13 protein-coding genes are annotated in these 16,446 nt (G+C 72.8%); 8 read left to right on the top strand and 5 right to left on the bottom strand.

Going from position 1 to position 16,446, the window contains the following annotated elements:
* Window positions 1-14: 14 nt before the first annotated feature.
* Both ABZ920_RS04510 and ABZ920_RS04505 read right to left on the bottom strand, forming a co-directional pair.
* Window positions 15-1,274 (bottom strand): radical SAM protein, encoded by a 1,260-nt coding sequence (locus ABZ920_RS04510; RefSeq protein WP_361498696.1) that lies wholly within the window; start codon window positions 1,272-1,274, stop codon window positions 15-17.
* A 153-nt stretch (window positions 1,275-1,427) separates the two neighbouring features.
* Window positions 1,428-2,243: an AfsR/SARP family transcriptional regulator gene (locus ABZ920_RS04505; protein WP_361498694.1), complete on the bottom strand. Its 816-nt coding sequence runs from the start codon at window positions 2,241-2,243 to the stop codon at window positions 1,428-1,430.
* Window positions 2,244-2,887: 644 nt separating this feature from the next.
* Between ABZ920_RS04505 and ABZ920_RS04500 the strand changes: the two genes are divergently transcribed.
* The 8 genes from ABZ920_RS04500 to ABZ920_RS04465 all read left to right on the top strand — a co-directional run bounded on the left by ABZ920_RS04500 (window position 2,888) and on the right by ABZ920_RS04465 (window position 12,861).
* Window positions 2,888-3,850 carry an aldo/keto reductase gene (locus ABZ920_RS04500; RefSeq protein WP_361498692.1) on the top strand — a complete coding sequence of 321 codons (963 nt, stop codon included), beginning with the start codon at window positions 2,888-2,890 and terminating at the stop codon, window positions 3,848-3,850.
* A gap of 1,414 nt (window positions 3,851-5,264) precedes the next feature.
* Window positions 5,265-6,221 carry a UbiA prenyltransferase family protein gene (locus tag ABZ920_RS04495; RefSeq protein WP_361498690.1) on the top strand — a complete coding sequence of 319 codons (957 nt, stop codon included), beginning with the start codon at window positions 5,265-5,267 and terminating at the stop codon, window positions 6,219-6,221.
* 23 nt (window positions 6,222-6,244) lie between these two features.
* Window positions 6,245-7,264 carry a glycosyltransferase family 2 protein gene (locus ABZ920_RS04490; protein WP_361498688.1) on the top strand — a complete coding sequence of 340 codons (1,020 nt, stop codon included), beginning with the start codon at window positions 6,245-6,247 and terminating at the stop codon, window positions 7,262-7,264.
* Window positions 7,261-8,271: a lysylphosphatidylglycerol synthase domain-containing protein gene (locus ABZ920_RS04485; RefSeq protein ID WP_361498686.1), complete on the top strand. Its 1,011-nt coding sequence runs from the start codon at window positions 7,261-7,263 to the stop codon at window positions 8,269-8,271. Before ABZ920_RS04490 ends, ABZ920_RS04485 begins: the two co-directional genes overlap by 4 nt.
* Window positions 8,268-9,698: an aspartate aminotransferase family protein gene (locus ABZ920_RS04480; protein WP_361498684.1), complete on the top strand. Its 1,431-nt coding sequence runs from the start codon at window positions 8,268-8,270 to the stop codon at window positions 9,696-9,698. Before ABZ920_RS04485 ends, ABZ920_RS04480 begins: the two co-directional genes overlap by 4 nt.
* A gap of 8 nt (window positions 9,699-9,706) precedes the next feature.
* Window positions 9,707-10,786, top strand: coding sequence for an NAD-dependent epimerase/dehydratase family protein (locus ABZ920_RS04475; RefSeq protein ID WP_361498900.1), 1,080 nt, complete (start codon window positions 9,707-9,709; stop codon window positions 10,784-10,786).
* A gap of 24 nt (window positions 10,787-10,810) precedes the next feature.
* Window positions 10,811-11,842: a glycosyltransferase gene (locus tag ABZ920_RS04470; RefSeq protein WP_361498682.1), complete on the top strand. Its 1,032-nt coding sequence runs from the start codon at window positions 10,811-10,813 to the stop codon at window positions 11,840-11,842.
* Window positions 11,839-12,861 (top strand): endonuclease/exonuclease/phosphatase family protein, encoded by a 1,023-nt coding sequence (locus ABZ920_RS04465; RefSeq protein ID WP_361498680.1) that lies wholly within the window; start codon window positions 11,839-11,841, stop codon window positions 12,859-12,861. Before ABZ920_RS04470 ends, ABZ920_RS04465 begins: the two co-directional genes overlap by 4 nt.
* Window positions 12,862-12,917: 56 nt before the next feature.
* Here ABZ920_RS04465 and ABZ920_RS04460 read toward each other — a convergent pair whose 3' ends face one another.
* The 3 genes from ABZ920_RS04460 to ABZ920_RS04450 form a co-directional block, all read right to left on the bottom strand.
* Window positions 12,918-14,354, bottom strand: a complete 1,437-nt coding sequence (locus ABZ920_RS04460; protein ID WP_361498678.1) for a GH1 family beta-glucosidase — start codon at window positions 14,352-14,354, stop codon at window positions 12,918-12,920.
* A gap of 153 nt (window positions 14,355-14,507) precedes the next feature.
* Complete coding sequence (locus ABZ920_RS04455) at window positions 14,508-15,413, bottom strand: carbohydrate ABC transporter permease (RefSeq protein WP_361498676.1); 906 nt, start codon at window positions 15,411-15,413, stop codon at window positions 14,508-14,510.
* Window positions 15,410-16,444 carry a sugar ABC transporter permease gene (locus ABZ920_RS04450; RefSeq protein ID WP_361498674.1) on the bottom strand — a complete coding sequence of 345 codons (1,035 nt, stop codon included), beginning with the start codon at window positions 16,442-16,444 and terminating at the stop codon, window positions 15,410-15,412. The genes ABZ920_RS04455 and ABZ920_RS04450 overlap by 4 nt, the downstream gene beginning before the upstream one ends.
* Between the last annotated feature and the right edge of the window lie 2 nt (window positions 16,445-16,446).

Raw genomic sequence — 16,446 nt, 5'->3', positions numbered from 1 at the left:
TACGGAGACGGCCCTCAGATGAAGGGGTCGAAGTCGGGCACGAGCGCGGCCGACCGGTCCGGCCCGGCGAGTTCGCCGACCGCGACGTTCGTCGCGTGGCGGGCGCACTGGAACCGGCAGTCGGTGCTCGGGTCGATGACCGAGGTGTCGGCCCGCCGCCACAGCTCCGCGAACGACGTCTCCCGGATGTCCCCGATGCGCGCCTTGTCGTTCCCGCGGTGGTAGGGGCAGACGTAGACGCCCGTCGGGGTCACCGTGGTGCGCAGTTCGGCGACGGCGCAGGTGGTGTACTCCTTGGGCTGGTGGGGGTCGGCGCCCTGCCGTACGGCTTCCCAGTTGGACGACCTCAGCAGGTGGAAGGAGTCGTCCTGCAGCCTCTCCAGGCGCTGCCACTGCTCGTTGACGAGGTCGATGGACCGCTCGTCCTGGTTGACCGTGAAGTGGTCCTGGTCGAGCATCGCCTTGAGCTCGAAGTAGTCGCAGCCGATCTCCTTCGCCAGCCGGCCCGCCTCGTAGACCTCCTCGTAGTTGGAGGCCTCCAGCGAGCCGTCGGCCGCGAAGCGCTGCATCAGCAGGAACGAGTAGCCGAGCCGTCCCGCCTTGCGCTCGGCCAGCAGGCGCATGTTCCGCACCACCAGGGGGAACATGCTGCGCCCGCCCCGGCTGGGCCGGAAGAGGGGATACGTCTCCTCGGTGCCCGCGTCCACCGAGACCCGCACCCACGACAGCATCCCGGCCAGGTGGTCGATGTGGCGGTGGATCTGGGTGCCGTTGGTGACCAGCCCGATCCGGATGCCGGCGTGGTGCAGGGTCTCGATCACGGTGTCGATGGCCCGGTGCAGCAGCGGCTCGCCGCCGCCGATGAGGATGACGGCCCGGACGCCGGTCCGGGTCAGCTCCTCGGCCAGTTCGACGATGCGGTCCTTCGACAGCTGCCCGTGGTGCAGCACGTTGGAACTGATGCACTCGGGGCACGCCAGGTCGCACACCGTCGTCGGGTCCAGGTCGACCACCAGCGGCGAGTCCAGGCGTCCGCCCCGGGCGACGCTGAGCACGCTCGGGTAGACGGACTCCTGGTAGATCTTGCCCACCAGGTCGAGGTTGTCCGCCACCTGCGCGGTGGCGAGCGGCAGGCCGGGGCTGCGGCGCACCGGCACGGGGTCGGCCTCGGCCGGCGCCGCCGGGGCACGTCGCCCGGCGAGCCAGGCGGCCCGCACGGAGGCTCCGTGGGCGTAGGCGTTGTACGTGGTCTCCGCATTCTGGTCCGTGGGCATGGTTGCCCCCTTCTGACTCAGTCCGTGGGGCGCTGGGTCATGGTGTGGGAAATGCGCAGCATTCTTTTCCGGGCAGCCGTGTGCGGTCGTGCGGGGAAATGCACACGACGGGCTTGCCGGTTAAATGGATGTGAATTCCGGGGGGAATTCCGGCTAGGCGCTGAACTGGAGATCGCGGTAGTCGATGCGCTCCAGGTGGTTCGGCCGTGACTTGATGATTTCCTGCTGGAGGAGCGTCAGCCGTGCGGACGGCTCCAGGCCGAGTTCGCCGACGATGCGCTTGCGCAGGGAGTGGTAGATCTCGAGCGCCTCGTTCCGGCGGCCGGCCTGGAAGAGGGCGATCATCAGCTGGCCGTGCAGGTTCTCGTGCAGCGGGTGGCTGGCCGCGAGTTCACGCAGGTCGCTCAGCACCTCGAGGGGATTGCCGAGCTGGAGTTCGAGTGCGATGAGCTTCTCGGTGACGTTCAGGTGGGACTCGTCGGCGCGCTCGGCCCAGACCCGCAGCACGGGCCCGCAGTTGATGTCCGTCAGCGCCGGTCCCCGCCACAGCCGCAGGGCCGCGCGGTAGTGCAGCACCGCCTCCTCCGCCTGCCGGGTGCGCCGGGCGGCGTCCGCCTTCTCCAGCAGTCGCTGGTACTGGGCGAAGTCGTGCCGGTCGGGGGCCACGCGGAGGAGGTAGCCGCCGGGCTGGGTGATCAGCAGGCGCTCGGAGACGTCCTGGGAGGTGGTGTCCAGGGCCTGCGCGAGGGAGCGCCGCAACTGGCCGACGTAGGTGTGGACGGTCGCCGCCGCCGTGCGCGGGGGCCGGTCGCCCCACAGTTCCCGGTACAGGTCCTCCAGTACCGTCAGCCGGTTGGCGCGGACCGACAGGAGTGCGAGCACCTGACGCTGCTTCGGGGCGCTCGGGGTCGTGTTGCGCTGTGCGGCCGATACCAGTAAGTCGCCGAGAACGTGCGCGGATATGTCCATTGAAGCACTCTCCCCGTAGTCGAGGCCCGAAAGGGCCAAGCGCTGTGCAATGTGAGATTAACGCCGCAAAGGTAGAACCATCCACTCGGAGATCAACATGGGAAAGCTATCACGTCGCTGCGGCGACTGGCAGGATTTTGCGCTGTCATGACACGCTTGAGAGTGGCTGGATCGTGCTCTTTTCCGGGAGGCCGGCGGAAGTGCATAGGGGATTTTTCCGACATCGTTGTCGGGTAATTGCATTCCTTCTGCGGGGCGACTGTCGCTTCGAAAGTTTCGCCATTCCCCGGCCGGGCGGCGGCGACGGCCGGTCCCGCGCAGCGTGGTGATCTTGCCGCATATGTCATCCGAACAGATGGGCGCATGTGTGACCGGAGGCGGCGCCGCGGCGCCGCGGCGGAGCACACCGCCGGACGGCCGCGCCCGGCGCCGCCGGACCGCCGGCGGCGTGGCCCGTGGGGGCGCCGAACGGCTTCGGCCACTCGATCCGTGACCCGTGTGTCCCGTGAGCGACGATCACGATCGCTTCCCGCCATGGTCGTCCCCTACAGTCCGGACGCCGACGCCCTGCCCGGCGCCGCGCGGTACGCGGCGGTGTCCCGCACGGCGTCTTCCGGTGCCCGTGACGCAGGAGAGGACGGCGAATGAGGCAACGACGGATCGGCGGGGAGACGGGACTGGACGCCGGCGCCCTCTGCCTGGGCGCGATGCACTTCGGGACGACGACCGACGAGGCGACGGCGTTCGCCGTCCTCGACCGGTTCCTGGAGGCCGGCGGCACGTTCGTCGACACCGCCAACACCTACGCGTTCTGGGCCGACGGCGGGACCGGCGAGGAGAGCGAGGCGCTGATCGGGCGGTGGCTGAGCAGCCGCGGCGTGCGCGACCGGATGGTGCTGGCCACCAAGGTCGGCGCCCTGCCCGTGCCCCTGGACGCCCCGTGGCCGCAGGCCGCCGAAGGACTGTCGGCGGAGGTGATCCGGCGTCAGGCGGAGGCCAGCCTGAAGCGGCTCGGGACCGACCGGATCGACCTGTACTACGCGCACATCGAGGACCGGCGCACGCCCCTGGAGGAGACCGTCGCCGCGTTCGGGGAGCTGGTCGAGCGCGGCTCCGTGCGACTGCTCGGCTGCAGCAACCACGCGGCCTGGCGCATCGAGCGCGCCCGCGCGCTGGCCCGGGAGGCCGGGGTGGCCGGATACACCTGCGTCCAGCAGCGGGCCACCTACCTGCGGCCGCGGCCCGGAGCGGACTTCGGCGCCAACCCCCACGTCAGCGAGGAGGTCCTCGACTACGTCGGCTCGGAGCCGGACCTGACGCTGCTCGGTTACTCCACCCTGCTGGGCGGCGCCCTCTCCCACGCGGACCGCCCGGTCCCCGAGCAGTACGACCACCCCGGCACCCCGGCCCGGCTGTCGGTGCTGGGCCAGGTCGCGGACGAGGTGGGCGCCACGCGGAACCAGGTGGCGCTGGCCTGGCTCATGCAGGGATCGCCGAGCGTCCTGCCGGTGCTCGGGGTGAGTTCGGTGGCCCAGCTGGACGAGTGCCTGGGCGCGCTGGACCTCGAACTGGACGCCGGCCTGCTGAACCGGCTGAACGCCGCCTGAGCGGCGCGCCCGCCGCCTCCCACGAGGTCCGTCCCCGGCGACGGGCACGCCGCGGGGGCCGGACCCCGGGGCCGACCGGACCCCGGCGTTCCGGTGCCGGGCCCGGCCTGTGCGGCGCCGGGTGCCGGCCGACCCGCGCCGGTGTCCGCGCCCGTGAGGCACCGGCCTTCCCGCGAGGGGTCCCGGCTCCCGTGGCCGGCCTTCCCGCGCAGGGCCCCGGCGCCCGGCGCCGAGCCTCCTCAGCTCGCGCCGCCGCCAGGCGTCGGCCTGTTCGTGCGCGGTGTGCGGTGCCCGGCGTCGGCCGTCGCGTGCGCGTGCCCCTGGGGCTGTCAGGCGCCACCGGGCCTTCCCGCGCGGGTCCCCGGCCCCGGCGCTGTTCCTCGTGAGCGCGCGCCGCTGCCGGGCACGGCCCGCTCGTGCGCGGTGCGCGTGCGTCGCGCGCGGTGCCGGCGGTGCTGTGCGCGTGCCCGTGAGGCGCCGGGCCCTTCCGCGCGGGTCCCGGCGGCCCCCGGCGCCGACTCTCCCGAGCCCGAGCCGCCGTCAGGCACCCGGCTGCCCGCCCCGGTTCCGGCCCGGGGGCCCGGACTTGGCCTGCTCGTGCCCCGTCAAGCCGACCCCCGTGACCTCGCGCCGCCGCCACGCACCGGCCTGCTCGCCCTGAGCCCTGCCGTACACGCCGCGCCGTGCCTCCTGAGCCCGCGCCGCAGCCCGGCAACGGCCCCGCAGACCCGGTACCGGCCTGCTCGCCCTCGTGCCCAGCGCCCCCGATCCGGCCGCGCGCTGTCCCGCGCGTCCGCATCCGGCCCGCCGTCCAACGCCCGCGCGCGCCCGCGCCGCCGGTCGCGCCACGCCAGAGCCTCGCTCGGCGCGGCCCACAGCGCCGCACCAGCCCCGGTGCACTCGCGCCGCAGCACCCCCAGAGCGCCGGCAGGCGCGCGCTGGAGAGCCGCCAAGAGATGACTGGAGAACCGGTGATCACGCCCCGCGGCGACCGCCTCCGCGCACGCCCCGAAACCGCCGCTGACCGGTCGCTTCACGTCCCGGGCGGGTTCCGCGGGCCCGCCGGGACCCGGCCGTGCGGACACCGGGCGGCCGGCCTCGCACCGCGCGGACCGGTTCTTGTCGGCGGTGGCGCGGCCGTGCACTCTCGGCACGTCCGCCGGACCCGCACCGGGGACGGCTCCGGCCGCGGCCCCCTGCCTCCCCGCGGGAGGGACCCGGCCGGCCCCGGCCGCACCCATCGTTCGCCCGCACGATCGCCTTCCGGCCCCATGGCCCCACGGTGATGCCCGCAAAGGAGAGCCATGACCACCCACCAGCGCCCCACAGCGGACCCGCGCCCCCGGGGCGACAGAGGCCCCAGGGGCACGAGACACCCCCAACCGCGCAGTCTCGACCCCGGCGGAGCGACGGCATGACCTTCACGACGGAACCGCGTCTGAGCCCGCCCGCCGCCGCGCAGGGCATGCGGGCACGGGACCTCGTGCGGCTGCTGCGGCCGCGCCAGTGGCCCAAGAACGTGGTGGCCGTCGGCCTGCCGCTGGTCGGCGGCGCGCACTGGAACTGGCACACGGCGTCCCGCATGACCTGGGCGGTGGGCCTGTTCGTCCTGGCCTCCTCGGTCGTCTACGTCGTCAACGACGTGGCCGACCGCGAGCGGGACCGCCTGCACCCCGTCAAGCGGGCGCGGCCGATCGCCTCCGGGCGCGTCTCCGTCCGCGTGGCCGTCCTGTGCGCGGTGCTCCTGTCCGCCGCCCTGGTGGCCGTCACCGCGGCGGGCCCCTGGCGGACCGCCTGGCCGATCGCCGCCTACCTCGTCCTCAACGTCCTCTACAGCCACCGGCTCAAGCACATCTCCCTGGTCGACGTCTTCGTCGTGGCGGCCGGCTTCGCCCTCCGCGTCGTCATGGGAGCGCTGGCGGGCGGCATACCCGTGTCGGTGTGGCTCGTCCTGTCGGTCTACGCGGCGTCGGTCATGCTCAGCCTGGGCAAGAGGCGTCACGAACTGGGGCTCGGAGCGGGCGCCGGCCGCCACCGCCCGACCCTGGAGGGGTACTCGCGCCCACTCCTCGACCAGGCCGTGCTCGTCAGCGCGGGCGTGGCGATGCTGGGGTACACCTGCTTCCTCCGGAACGACGCGGCGCAGCCCTTCGGCCAGGTGGCCCTGCTGCTGACGATGCCGTTCGTGCTGTACGGACTCTTCCGCTACCTCCAGATCGTGATGATGGAAGGGGGAGGCGGAGACCCGGCCGAGACGCTGCTGCGCGACCGCCGCGTCGTCATGAGCGCGCTGCTGTGCTGCGCCTGCCTCGCCCTCACTTCGCTCCTGTCCGCTCATCCGGCACTCGTCAGCGGGTTTCCGAGCCGATGACCAGTGAACCGTGGGAAGGCCGCATGAGACCCGAGAACCCGACCGTCTCCGTCATCATCCCGAACTACAACTACGAGAAGACCCTGCCCTCCTGCCTGGACGCCGTGTTCGCCCAGACCCTCCAGCCGCTGGAGGTCATCGTGGTCGACGACGCCAGCACGGACGGCTCCCGGGAGATCATCCGCCGGTATCCGTGCACGCTGATCGAGAACCCGGGCAACAGCGGCGTGTCCGCGGTGCGCAACCGGGGGGCGGCGGCCAGCCGCGGGGACGTCCTCTTCTTCGTCGACTCCGACGTGGCCCTCGCCCCCGACGCCCTGGAGAACGCGGTGCGGGTCCTCACCGAGGACCCCGGCTGCGGCTTCGTGCACGGCGTGCCGGCCGCCGAGCCGCTGTTCGACGACGGCCCGGTCGAGCGGTACCGGATGCTGCACGCCCACTACTTCCACCGCCGCAGCGTCGGCGTCGTGGCCTCGGCGTTCTTCGCGCTGGGCGCCGTGCGGCGCGAGGTCTTCGAGGCGGTGGGCCCGCTGAACGAGCGACTGCGGGACTCGGAGGACCTGGAGTACAGCAACCGGCTGCACGGCCGCTGCCGGATCCGCCTGACCGACACCGTCAGCGGCCGCCACGACGACGCCGACAGCCTGCGCGACCTGCTGCGCGAACAGGCCCGGCGCGCCCAGCTGCTGATCCCGTTCGCGGCGGCGCACCGGGCGCAGAAGAACGCGGTCCGCGCGCACAGCATGGCCGGTGTGCTCGCGGTCGCCCTGACCGTGGCGACGCTGCCCCTGCTGCCGTTCGCCCCCGTCGTGCCGGCGCTGTGCCTGCTGCTGGCCGCCCTGTCCGACCCCGGGCTGTCCCGCTTCGTGCTGCGGCAGCGGGGCCCCGCCTTCCTGGTGTACTTCACCGGCGTCCACCTGCTCGTCCAGCTGTCGATCGTCCTGGGCGCCGCCTGGGGCGGTCTGCGGATGCTGGCCGACCGGAGCTTCGGCCGGCCGGTCCCCGCCCCGGCCGGATCACCGGACAGGGCGTCCGCACCGTGACGGTGACCGAGGCGGCGCCTCAGACGCGTGCGGCCGGGCGGGGCGCCGGGCGCACGGTGCTGTCCGCCGTGTTCTTCCTGGCCGCCTCGGCCGGGCTGTGGCTGTCCCTGCGCGGACGGATCGGCGAGTTCGCGGACCTGGCGCTGCGCCCGGGGTCCCTGCCCTGGCTCGCGGCGGCGTTCGCCGCCAACGGCGTGGGCGTACTGATCTCCCTGGTGACCTGGCGGGCCCTGCTGACCGGCCTGGGACCGCCGGTCGGCCTGCCGGCCGCCGCCCGCATCTACTTCACCTCGTTCCTGGGGAAGTTCGTGCCCGGCCGCGTCTGGGGCCTGCTCGCCCAGCTGCGCCTGGGACGGGCCGCCGGCTTCTCCCACTCGGTCATGACCGGCGTGTTCCTGCTGAACCTCGCGGTCGGCACGCTCACCGGGCTCGCCCTGGGCCTGGTCTGCGGACCGGCGCTGCTGGGCGGCCGCACCTGGTGGCTGCTGCTGCCGGCCGGCCTGCTGGCGGTGTGGATCGCCCGGCCCGGGCTCCTCGACACGGCGCTGCGGGCGGCCGCGCGGGTGGCGCGCCGCAGGCCGCCCGAGGCCACCGCGACCGACGCCGGAATGCGCCGCGGCATCGCCGCCGCCCTCGGCTCCTGGCTGGTCTCCGGGCTGCACCTGTGGCTGCTCGCGGTCCTGTTCGGCGCCGACGCGCCGCGCGCGCTGCCGCTGTGCGTCGGGGGCTTCGCGCTGGCCACCGCCCTCAGCAGCCTCGCCATCGTCCTGCCGGACGGCTGGGGCGCCCGCGAGGCGATCCTCATGCTGGCGCTCTCCGACGTGCTGCCCTGGCCGACCGCCGGCGCGGTCGCGGTGACCAGCCGGGTCGTCTGCACCGCCAGCGAGGTCGCCGTCGCCGGGGGCGCGCTGCTGTACGCCCGACGCCGGGCCCGCCGCGCCGCCGGCCCGTCCTCCTCCCACCCGAGCCCCGCACCGCAGAAGAACTCAAGGACAGGGGAACAATGAGCAAGCTGTTGACCATCGACGACACCCAGGCCCTGACCACCAAAGAGGTGCACGACCTGTACCGGCGGCACGTCAACCGCAGTCAGGTGTCCCTGATGACGTCCTTCGGGTTCGGCAGGGAGCTGGTCGAGCGCGCCGAGGGCGCCTACCTCCACCAGCGCGACGGCCGGCGCATCCTCGACTTCACCGGGGGCGTCGGCGTGCTCAACCACGGGCACAACCACCCCCGGATCCTGGCCGCGCGCCGCCGCTTCCAGGAGGAGCAGCGGATGGAGGTGCACAAGACCTACTTCTCGCCCTACGTCGCCGCGCTCGGCCACAACCTGGCGCAGCTCCTCCCGGGCGACCTGAACATGTCCTTCTTCCCCAACTCCGGCGCGGAGGCGGTGGAGGGCGCGGTCAAGCTCGCGTACAAGTACCACAACGGCTCCCGGCAGCGCGTCCTGCGGGCCGACATCGCCTTCCACGGCAAGCTGCTGGGGTCGGGAAGCCTCACCGGGCAGGCCCAGGAGACGTTCCGCTTCCCTGGCATCCAGGGCGTGACCGCCTACCCGTACGGCGACCTCGACGCGATCCGCGCCGAGGTGGCCGGGTCCCGTACGCGCAAGGGCGACAGCGACGTCTACGCGATCCTGGTCGAGCCGTTCAGCGCCTCCACGATGCGCTGGTGCTCGGAGGAGTTCCTGCGCGGGCTGCGGGCCCTGTGCACGCGCGAGGACATCGTGCTGATCTTCGACGAGATCTACACCGGCTGGGGCAAGACCGGCAGCCTCTTCTACTTCATGCGCTACCCGGACCTCGTCCCGGACATCGTGACCACGTCGAAGTCCTTCGGCGGCGGCAAGTCCTCCGTCTCCGCCTACGTGGCCCGCGAACCGGTCTTCCGCCGGGCCTACGACAACATGATGGACGCCCTGCTGCAGAGCACCAGCACGACGTACTACGGCTTCGGCGAGGAGACCGCCACCGCCATCGAGGCGATCAACATCGTGGTGGACGACGACTACCCGGCCCGGGCCCGGGCCATCGAGCGGGTGCTCGCCCCCGGCCTGGAGCGCATCGCCAAGGAGCACGCGGAGACCGTCTCGGAGGTGCGCGGCGCCGGGGCGCTGCACGGCGTCTTCCTGCGGGAGGGGCCGAAGCTGCTGGAGCTGGCGGCCAAGCTGGTGCCCGGCGGGATGACGAAGGACCCCCGGTTCCTGACCAAGCTGATCACCTCGTCGGTGGTGAACGCGCTCTACCGCGAGCACGACATCTACACCTACTACACCCTCAACGGGCGCAACCCGCTGGTCGTCGGCCCGCCGCTCGTCGTGGAGCAGCCCGAGGTCGAACGGTTCCTGGAGGCCCTGGACGCGACCCTGGCCAAGGGGCTCCCGCGCCTGCTCACCAAGTTCGTGCAGGAGAAGGTGTCGTCGCTGTGGTGACGGACAGGATGAACGTGGTGGTGACGGGCGGGGCCGGGATGCTGGGCTCCAACCTGATCGGCGCACTGCTCAAGGACGGGCACCACGTCCGCTGCGTGGACCTGCGCGCCCCCGACACCTCCCGCTGGGCCGCCGGCACCGACGGGGCCCCGGCCGGCGGGCCCGACGGACTGGACGTCACGATCGCCGACGTCCGGGACGGCGCGGCGATGAAGAACGCCCTCGCGGACGCCGACGCCCTGGTGCACTGCGCCGCGGCGCTGCCCAGCTACCCCACCGACCAGATCCGTTCGGTCATCGTGGGCGGCACCCGGAGCGTCCTCACCGCGGCCGCCGCCCAGGGCGTGCCCCGCGTCGTGCACATCTCCTCGACGGCCGTCTACGGCCTGCCGACGGTCGTGCCCACCACCGAGGAGTACCCGCGGCGGCCGGTCGACACCTACAGCGCCGCCAAGGCCGAGGCGGAGGAGGTGTGCGAGTCGTTCCGCGGCGGCGACATGTGCCTGCCGATCCTGCGCCCGAAGACGTTCCTCGGACCGGGCCGGATGGGCCTGTTCGCCATGCTCTTCGAGTGGGCCGAGGAGGGCCGCAACTTCCCCGTCCTCGGGCGCGGCGACGTCCGCATCCAGATGTTCGACGTCAACGACCTCGTCGACGCCGTGATCACCGCGCTGCACGCCCCCGCCGAGCGGGCCGACGACACCTTCAACCTCGGCGCGGCCTCCTTCGGCACGCTGCGGGAGGACTTCCAGGCCGTGCTGGACGCGGCGGGCCACGGCAAACGGGTGGTGCCCCTGCCCGCCCGGCCGGCGCTGGCCACACTGCGCCTGCTGGAACGCAGCCGGCTGTCCCCGGTCTACGGCCGCCTGCTGCACAAACTGCTCGACGACTCCTTCGTCAGCACCGAACGGGCCCGGGACCGCCTGGGCTTCAGCCCCCGCTACTCCAACCAGGACTCCATCCTGCGGACCTACGCGTGGTGGCGGGAGCAGCGGCGGCAGCCCGCCCGCCGTCCCGCGGCCGGGGGCGTCACCAGCGTCGAGCCCTGGCGCCAGGGAGCACTCTCCCTCGCCAAGGTCTTCTTCTGACCGCCGAACCGAAGGGGACACCCCATGTCTGAGCACCAGCCCCTGGTGTCGGTCATCGTGCCGAACTACAACTACGCCCGGTCCCTGCCGCTGTGCCTGGCAGCGATCCAGAACCAGGACTACCCCTCCATAGAGATCGTCCTGATCGACGACTGCAGCACGGACGACTCCGTGGCGGTCGCCGCCGCCATGGGCGTCACCGCCGTCAGCACCGGCGGCAACGGCGGCGTCGCGGTGGCCCGCAACCTCGGTGCCGCGCGGGCCTCCGGTCAGATCCTGGTCTTCGTCGACTCCGACGTGGCCCTGGCCCCCGACGCGGTGTCGCAGTCCGTCCGCCTGCTGCTCGCCGACCCGACCCTCGGCGCGGTCTGCGGCATCTACGACCCGGACCCGCTCATCCGCGACAGCCGCATGGAGGAGTACCGCTGCCTGCAGCAGTACTACGCGCTGGCCGCCTCCGAGGGCAGGATCAGCACCGTGCACACCAACACCTTCGCCATCCGGGCGGACGTCTTCGCCGAGCTGGGCGGCTTCAACCCCCGGCTGCGCCACACCGAGGACCAGGACTTCGGGCTGCGCCTCGCGACGCGCTACGGGGCGCTGAGCACCTCCGCCGTGGTGGGCCGGCACGACAACGACGACACCCTGCGGCTGGTCCTGAGCAAGGTGTACCAGCGCACCCGGCTGGCCATCCCGCTGTACCTGCGCCGCCGCGGACTGCCCGGCGGCTACGCCACCGGACCCCGGGCCTGGGCGAGCGCGGTCACCCTGCTGTTCGCCGCCACCCTGCCGCTGCCGTTCCTGCTGGGCGCGGCCTGGGCACTGGTCCCGCTGCTCGTGCTCGCCGCCGCCCTGGCGTGCGACACCGGCCTGTACCGCTGCGTCGCCCGGCACAAGGGAGCGGCCTTCCTCGGCTACTTCGCGGCGGTCAACGTGCTGGTCAACCTCACGGTGGGCGTGGGCGTGATCACCGGCGGCCTGGCCTGCCTGTTCTCCCGCCGCTTCCGCGGCATCTACGACTCCGCGCTGACCCCAGGGGTGACGACGCCCGCATGACACCGCTGAACGTCCTCCTCGCGGTCGGTGCCGCCTGCTGGCTCGCCTTCCAGCTGGCGGACCGCCTGCTGACCCACCGCGTGTGGTGGTGGGCGACGACGGACGTACTGCCGCCGCCGGTCCACGTCCTGGTGCCCGTCTGCCTGCTGGCGGGCGCCGCGGCCGGGACCGGCGGCCCGCGCGGGTGGACCGCCGCTGCCGCGGTGGCCTCCCTGGCGCTCGGGGCCCGGCACTGCGGGCTGTCCCCGCGGGCACTGCGGGGCCTGCGCCGCCCGGCCGCCGACGGGATCCGCGTGGTGTGCTGGAACACGGAGCACTGGGACGAGGAGGTCGACACCGAGGCCTTCTACGCGTTCCTGCGCCGCCTGGACGCCGACGTGTACCTGCTCCAGGAGCACATCTACGACGCCGGCGTGCACGCCCCGCCCGTCCCGGTGGACTTCCGGGACCGACTGGAGCGCGAGTTCCCCGGCCACCACGTGCTGATCCGGGGGCAGTTCGTCACCCTCTCGCGCTTCCCCGTCGTGGCCACCCCCGACATCGGGGCGCCCGAGGTGTTCCGGGTGGACCTGCGCGTGGACAGCCTGCCCGGCGCACCGGTGCTGTCCACCTACAACGTGCACCTGCCCGTGCACGTGTTCCTGGAGAACCCGTTCCGGGCCGCCCTCTACCGGGAGATCCGGGACCGGCTGAGCAGCCGCAACCGCCAGCTCGACCGGCTGATCGACGACCTCCGCGCCAACGGCCTCCCGGCTGTCGTCGCCGGCGACTTCAACCTCAGCCGCTCCCAGGGCGACATCGCCCGGCTGTCGGCGGTGGCCACCGACGCCCTGCGGGCCTGCGCGTCGCTCTACCCCGTCAGCTGGCACCGGGGCGCCGCCTGGCTCCGGTGGTGGCGGCTCGACCTGGCCTTCACCAGCCGGGGAGCGAGCGCGGAGCGCTACGCCTTCCGCGACCCCGAGGGGCTCTCCGACCACGCGGTCCAGGAGCTGACCCTCACCGTCCGCAAGGACGGCTGACCCGCGCGGCACGGGGCACGGCGTCCCCCCCCCACAACGCCGTGCCGCGGGCCCGGTCAGACGGCCGGCACCTCCGGCAGCGTGCCCGTCCGCGCCGCCTCCCCGTACCAGCGGGCGCTCGACTTCGGCGTCCGCTCCAGGGTCGCGTAGTCCACGTACACCGCGCCGAACCGCTTGGCGTAGCCGTAGGACCACTCGAAGTTGTCCATCAGGGACCACAGGAAGTAGCCGCGGACGTCCGCCCCGTCCTCGATGGCCCGGCGCACCGCCGACAGATGGCCGTGCAGGTACGCGATGCGCTCCGGGTCGTGCACGTGGCCGTCGGAGTCCACCTTGTCGTCGTAGGCCGCGCCGTTCTCCGTGATGTGGACCGGCAGCCCGGGCGCCTCCCGCGTGTAGCGCATGATCAGCTCGTGCAGGCCGCCCGGGTCGATCGTCCAGCCCATCTCCGTGCGCTCGCCCGGCGTCTGGTGGAAGGCCACGTCGTCCGCGCCCGGCCAGGGCGAGAAGGCGCTGGCCCCGTGGCCGTCCGCGCGCGACCCCGTGGACGCCGCGCCGGCCGCCGACACCAGCGTCGGGGTGTAGTAGTTCAGGCCCAGGGCGTCCAGCGGCTGGTGGACGGCCGCCAGATCGCCGTCGAGGACGTACGACCAGTCCGTGACCGACGAGGTCGCCTCCAGCAGGGTCGCCGGGTACGCCCCGTGCAGCATCGGCCCGTGGAACACGCCGTTGGCCAGGTCGTCGATCCTCCGCGCGGCCGCCAGGTCCGCCGGCTCCTGCGACAGCGGCCTGACCACCGAGGAGTTCAGGCTGACGGCGACACTGTTGCGGGACGGCATCACCGAGCGCAGCGCCTGGACGCCCAGACCGTGCGCCAGATTCAGGTGGTGCGCCGCGCGCAGCGAGGCCGCCTGGTCGGTGCGGCCGGGGGCGTGCACACCGGAGCCGTAGCCCAGGAAGGCGCTGCACCACGGCTCGTTGAGGGTGATCCACTGCTCCACCCGGTCGCCGAGCGCCTCGCCCACGATGTGCGCGTACTCGGCGAAGCGCAGCGCCGTGTCGCGCTCCGGCCAGCCGCCCGCGTCCTCCAGCTCCTGCGGCAGGTCCCAGTGGTAGAGGGTGATCGCGGGCTTGATCCCGTGGGCCAGCAGCTCGTCCACCAGCCGGCGGTAGAAGTCCAGGCCCACCTGCACGGCCGGGCCCCGGCCGGTGGGCTGCACCCGCGACCAGGAGACGGAGAAGCGGTAGGCGTTCAGGCCCAGCTCGGCCATCAGCGCCACGTCCTCGCGGTAGCGGTGGTAGTGGTCGACGGCGATGTCACCGGTGTCGCCGCCGGCCGTCCTGCCCGGGGTATGGCTGAAGGTGTCCCAGATCGACGGCGTCCGGCCGCCCTCCCGCACCGCCCCCTCGATCTGGTACGCGGAGGTGGCCGCGCCCCAGAGGAAGGCGGGGGGAAAGGTCACCGGGGTCGCCGGCTGTGCGGACTCAGACATGGAAGCGCTCCCATAGCAGGTCGTGGAGGAACGGAGAGGAGACGGGGAAGGCGGAAGGGCCGGGGCGGCGGTGACCCGGCCCCGCGGCCCTGCGGCGGCGCGGCGGCGGACGGGGCGCGCCCCGGCGTGCCGGGGGCAGGCGCGGGGAGAGGCTCAGCCCTTGACCGCGCCCTGCATGATGCCGCCCACGATCTGCTTGCCGAAGATCGCGAAGATCAGCAGCAGCGGCAGCGTACCGAGCAGCGCGCCCGCCATGATCAGCGACTGGTCCGGGGTGTACCCGCGGCCCAGGCCCGCGACGGCGACCTGCACGGTCGGGCTGCCCGTCTGGGTCAGCACCAGGAACGGCCACAGGAAGTCGTTCCAGGTCTGCACGAACATCAGCATCCCCAGCACGGCCATCGCCGGCCGCGCCGCAGGGAACACCACGTGCCACACCACGCGCCAGCTGCTCGCGCCGTCCACCCGCGCGGCCTCGATGATCTCGTCCGGCAGCGCCTGCAGCAGGTACTGCCGCATGAAGAACACACCGAACGCGCTGACCAGCGAGGGCAGGATCACGGCCTGCAGCTGGTCGGTCCAGTCCAGCTCGGCCACCGCCATGTACAGCGGGATGACGCTGAGCTGCGGCGGCACCATCATCGTGCCGATCACGACCAGCATCAGGGCGCCCCTGCCCTTGAAGCGCAGCTTGGCGAAGGCGAACCCGGCGATGGTCGACAGGAAGACGATCGTGGCGGCGGAGATCCCCGCCACGATCGTGGTGTTGAGGAACGCCTCGCCCAGATTGGCCTCCGTCCAGGCCACCTGGAGGTTGTGCATGAGGTTCGAGCCGAACCAGAGGGGCGGTGGCGTCTGTGCCAGCCTGGTGTTGTCGCGGGACGCGGCGATCGCGCTCCACACCAGCGGGAACAGCGAGCCGACGGTGAACAGCACCAGGATGACGTAGGCGACGGGGCCGGCGTGCATCTGCCCGCCGGCGCGGGCCGACTTGGGCCGCCGGACGCGCCTGGCCTCGGGCGGTGCGTCGGCGGTGGGATGGGTCAGGGTCGTCGTCACGGCCGGTTCTCCTCACTACTGGCGCGCAGCCGGCGCGAGATGACGTAGTTGACGGCCCCGATCAGGATGAGGATCAGGAACATCGTCCAGGCGATCGCGGAGGCCCGGCCGAGGTGCTGGTTGACCCAGCCCTGCTCGTACAGGTAGACGCCCAGCGTCTGGAACTGGTGGTTGGCGCCGCCCGAGGCGCCCTTGATGGAGTCGAACAGCAGCGGTTCGCCGAACAACTGGCTCGCCCCGATCGTCGACACCACGGTGGTGAACAGGATCGTCGGGCGCAGCTGCGGCAGCGTCACGTGGAGGAACTGCTGCCAGCGGTTGGCGCCGTCCAGCGCCGCCGACTCGTACAGGTCCTGCGGGATGGCCTGCATGGCCGCCAGGTAGATGAGCGCGTTGTAGCCGGTCCAGCGCCAGATGACGATGGAGGACACCGCGATCTGCGACGGCCACTTGTCGTTCTGCCAGTCGACGGCGTCGACCCCGACGAAGTGCAGGGCCCAGTTGATCATGCCGTAGTCGCGGCCGAACAGCAGCACGAAGACCAGCGAGGCGGCGGCGATCGAGGTCGCGTACGGACTGAGCATCGCGACCCGGTAGAAGGTGGAGCCGCGCAGCTTGTAGTTGAGGATGTGGGCCAGGCCCATCGCCATCATCAGCTGCGGCACCGTCGAGATGACGCCGATGGTCAGGGTGTTCTTCGCGGCGTTCCAGAAGAAGTCGTCGTCGAAGATCCGGGTGTAGTTGCGCAGACCGGCCCACTCCATGTCCGTGGGCGCGGTCAGCTCCACCGTGTGCAGCGAGGCCCAGCCGGTGTACACCAGCGGGAACAGGCCGAACGCCACGAAGAGCAGGAAGAAGGGGGAGACGAACGCGTAGGGGCTCCAGCGCATGTCCCGCTGCCAGCGGCGGGACAACCGGGCCCGGCGCTTGGCCTCCGCCTGCGCCTGCGGCGCGGGCGCGGCGGGACCGCGGACCGGGGCCGCGCCCCCGTCCTTCACGGGGGGCGCGGCGGTGTCGTGCCGGGGTGACATGC

The sequence above is a fragment of the Streptomyces sp. NPDC046831 genome, assembly GCF_040645305.1.
Classification (GTDB): domain Bacteria; phylum Actinomycetota; class Actinomycetes; order Streptomycetales; family Streptomycetaceae; genus Streptomyces.
This window is presented reverse-complemented; position numbering and strand designations above follow the sequence as displayed.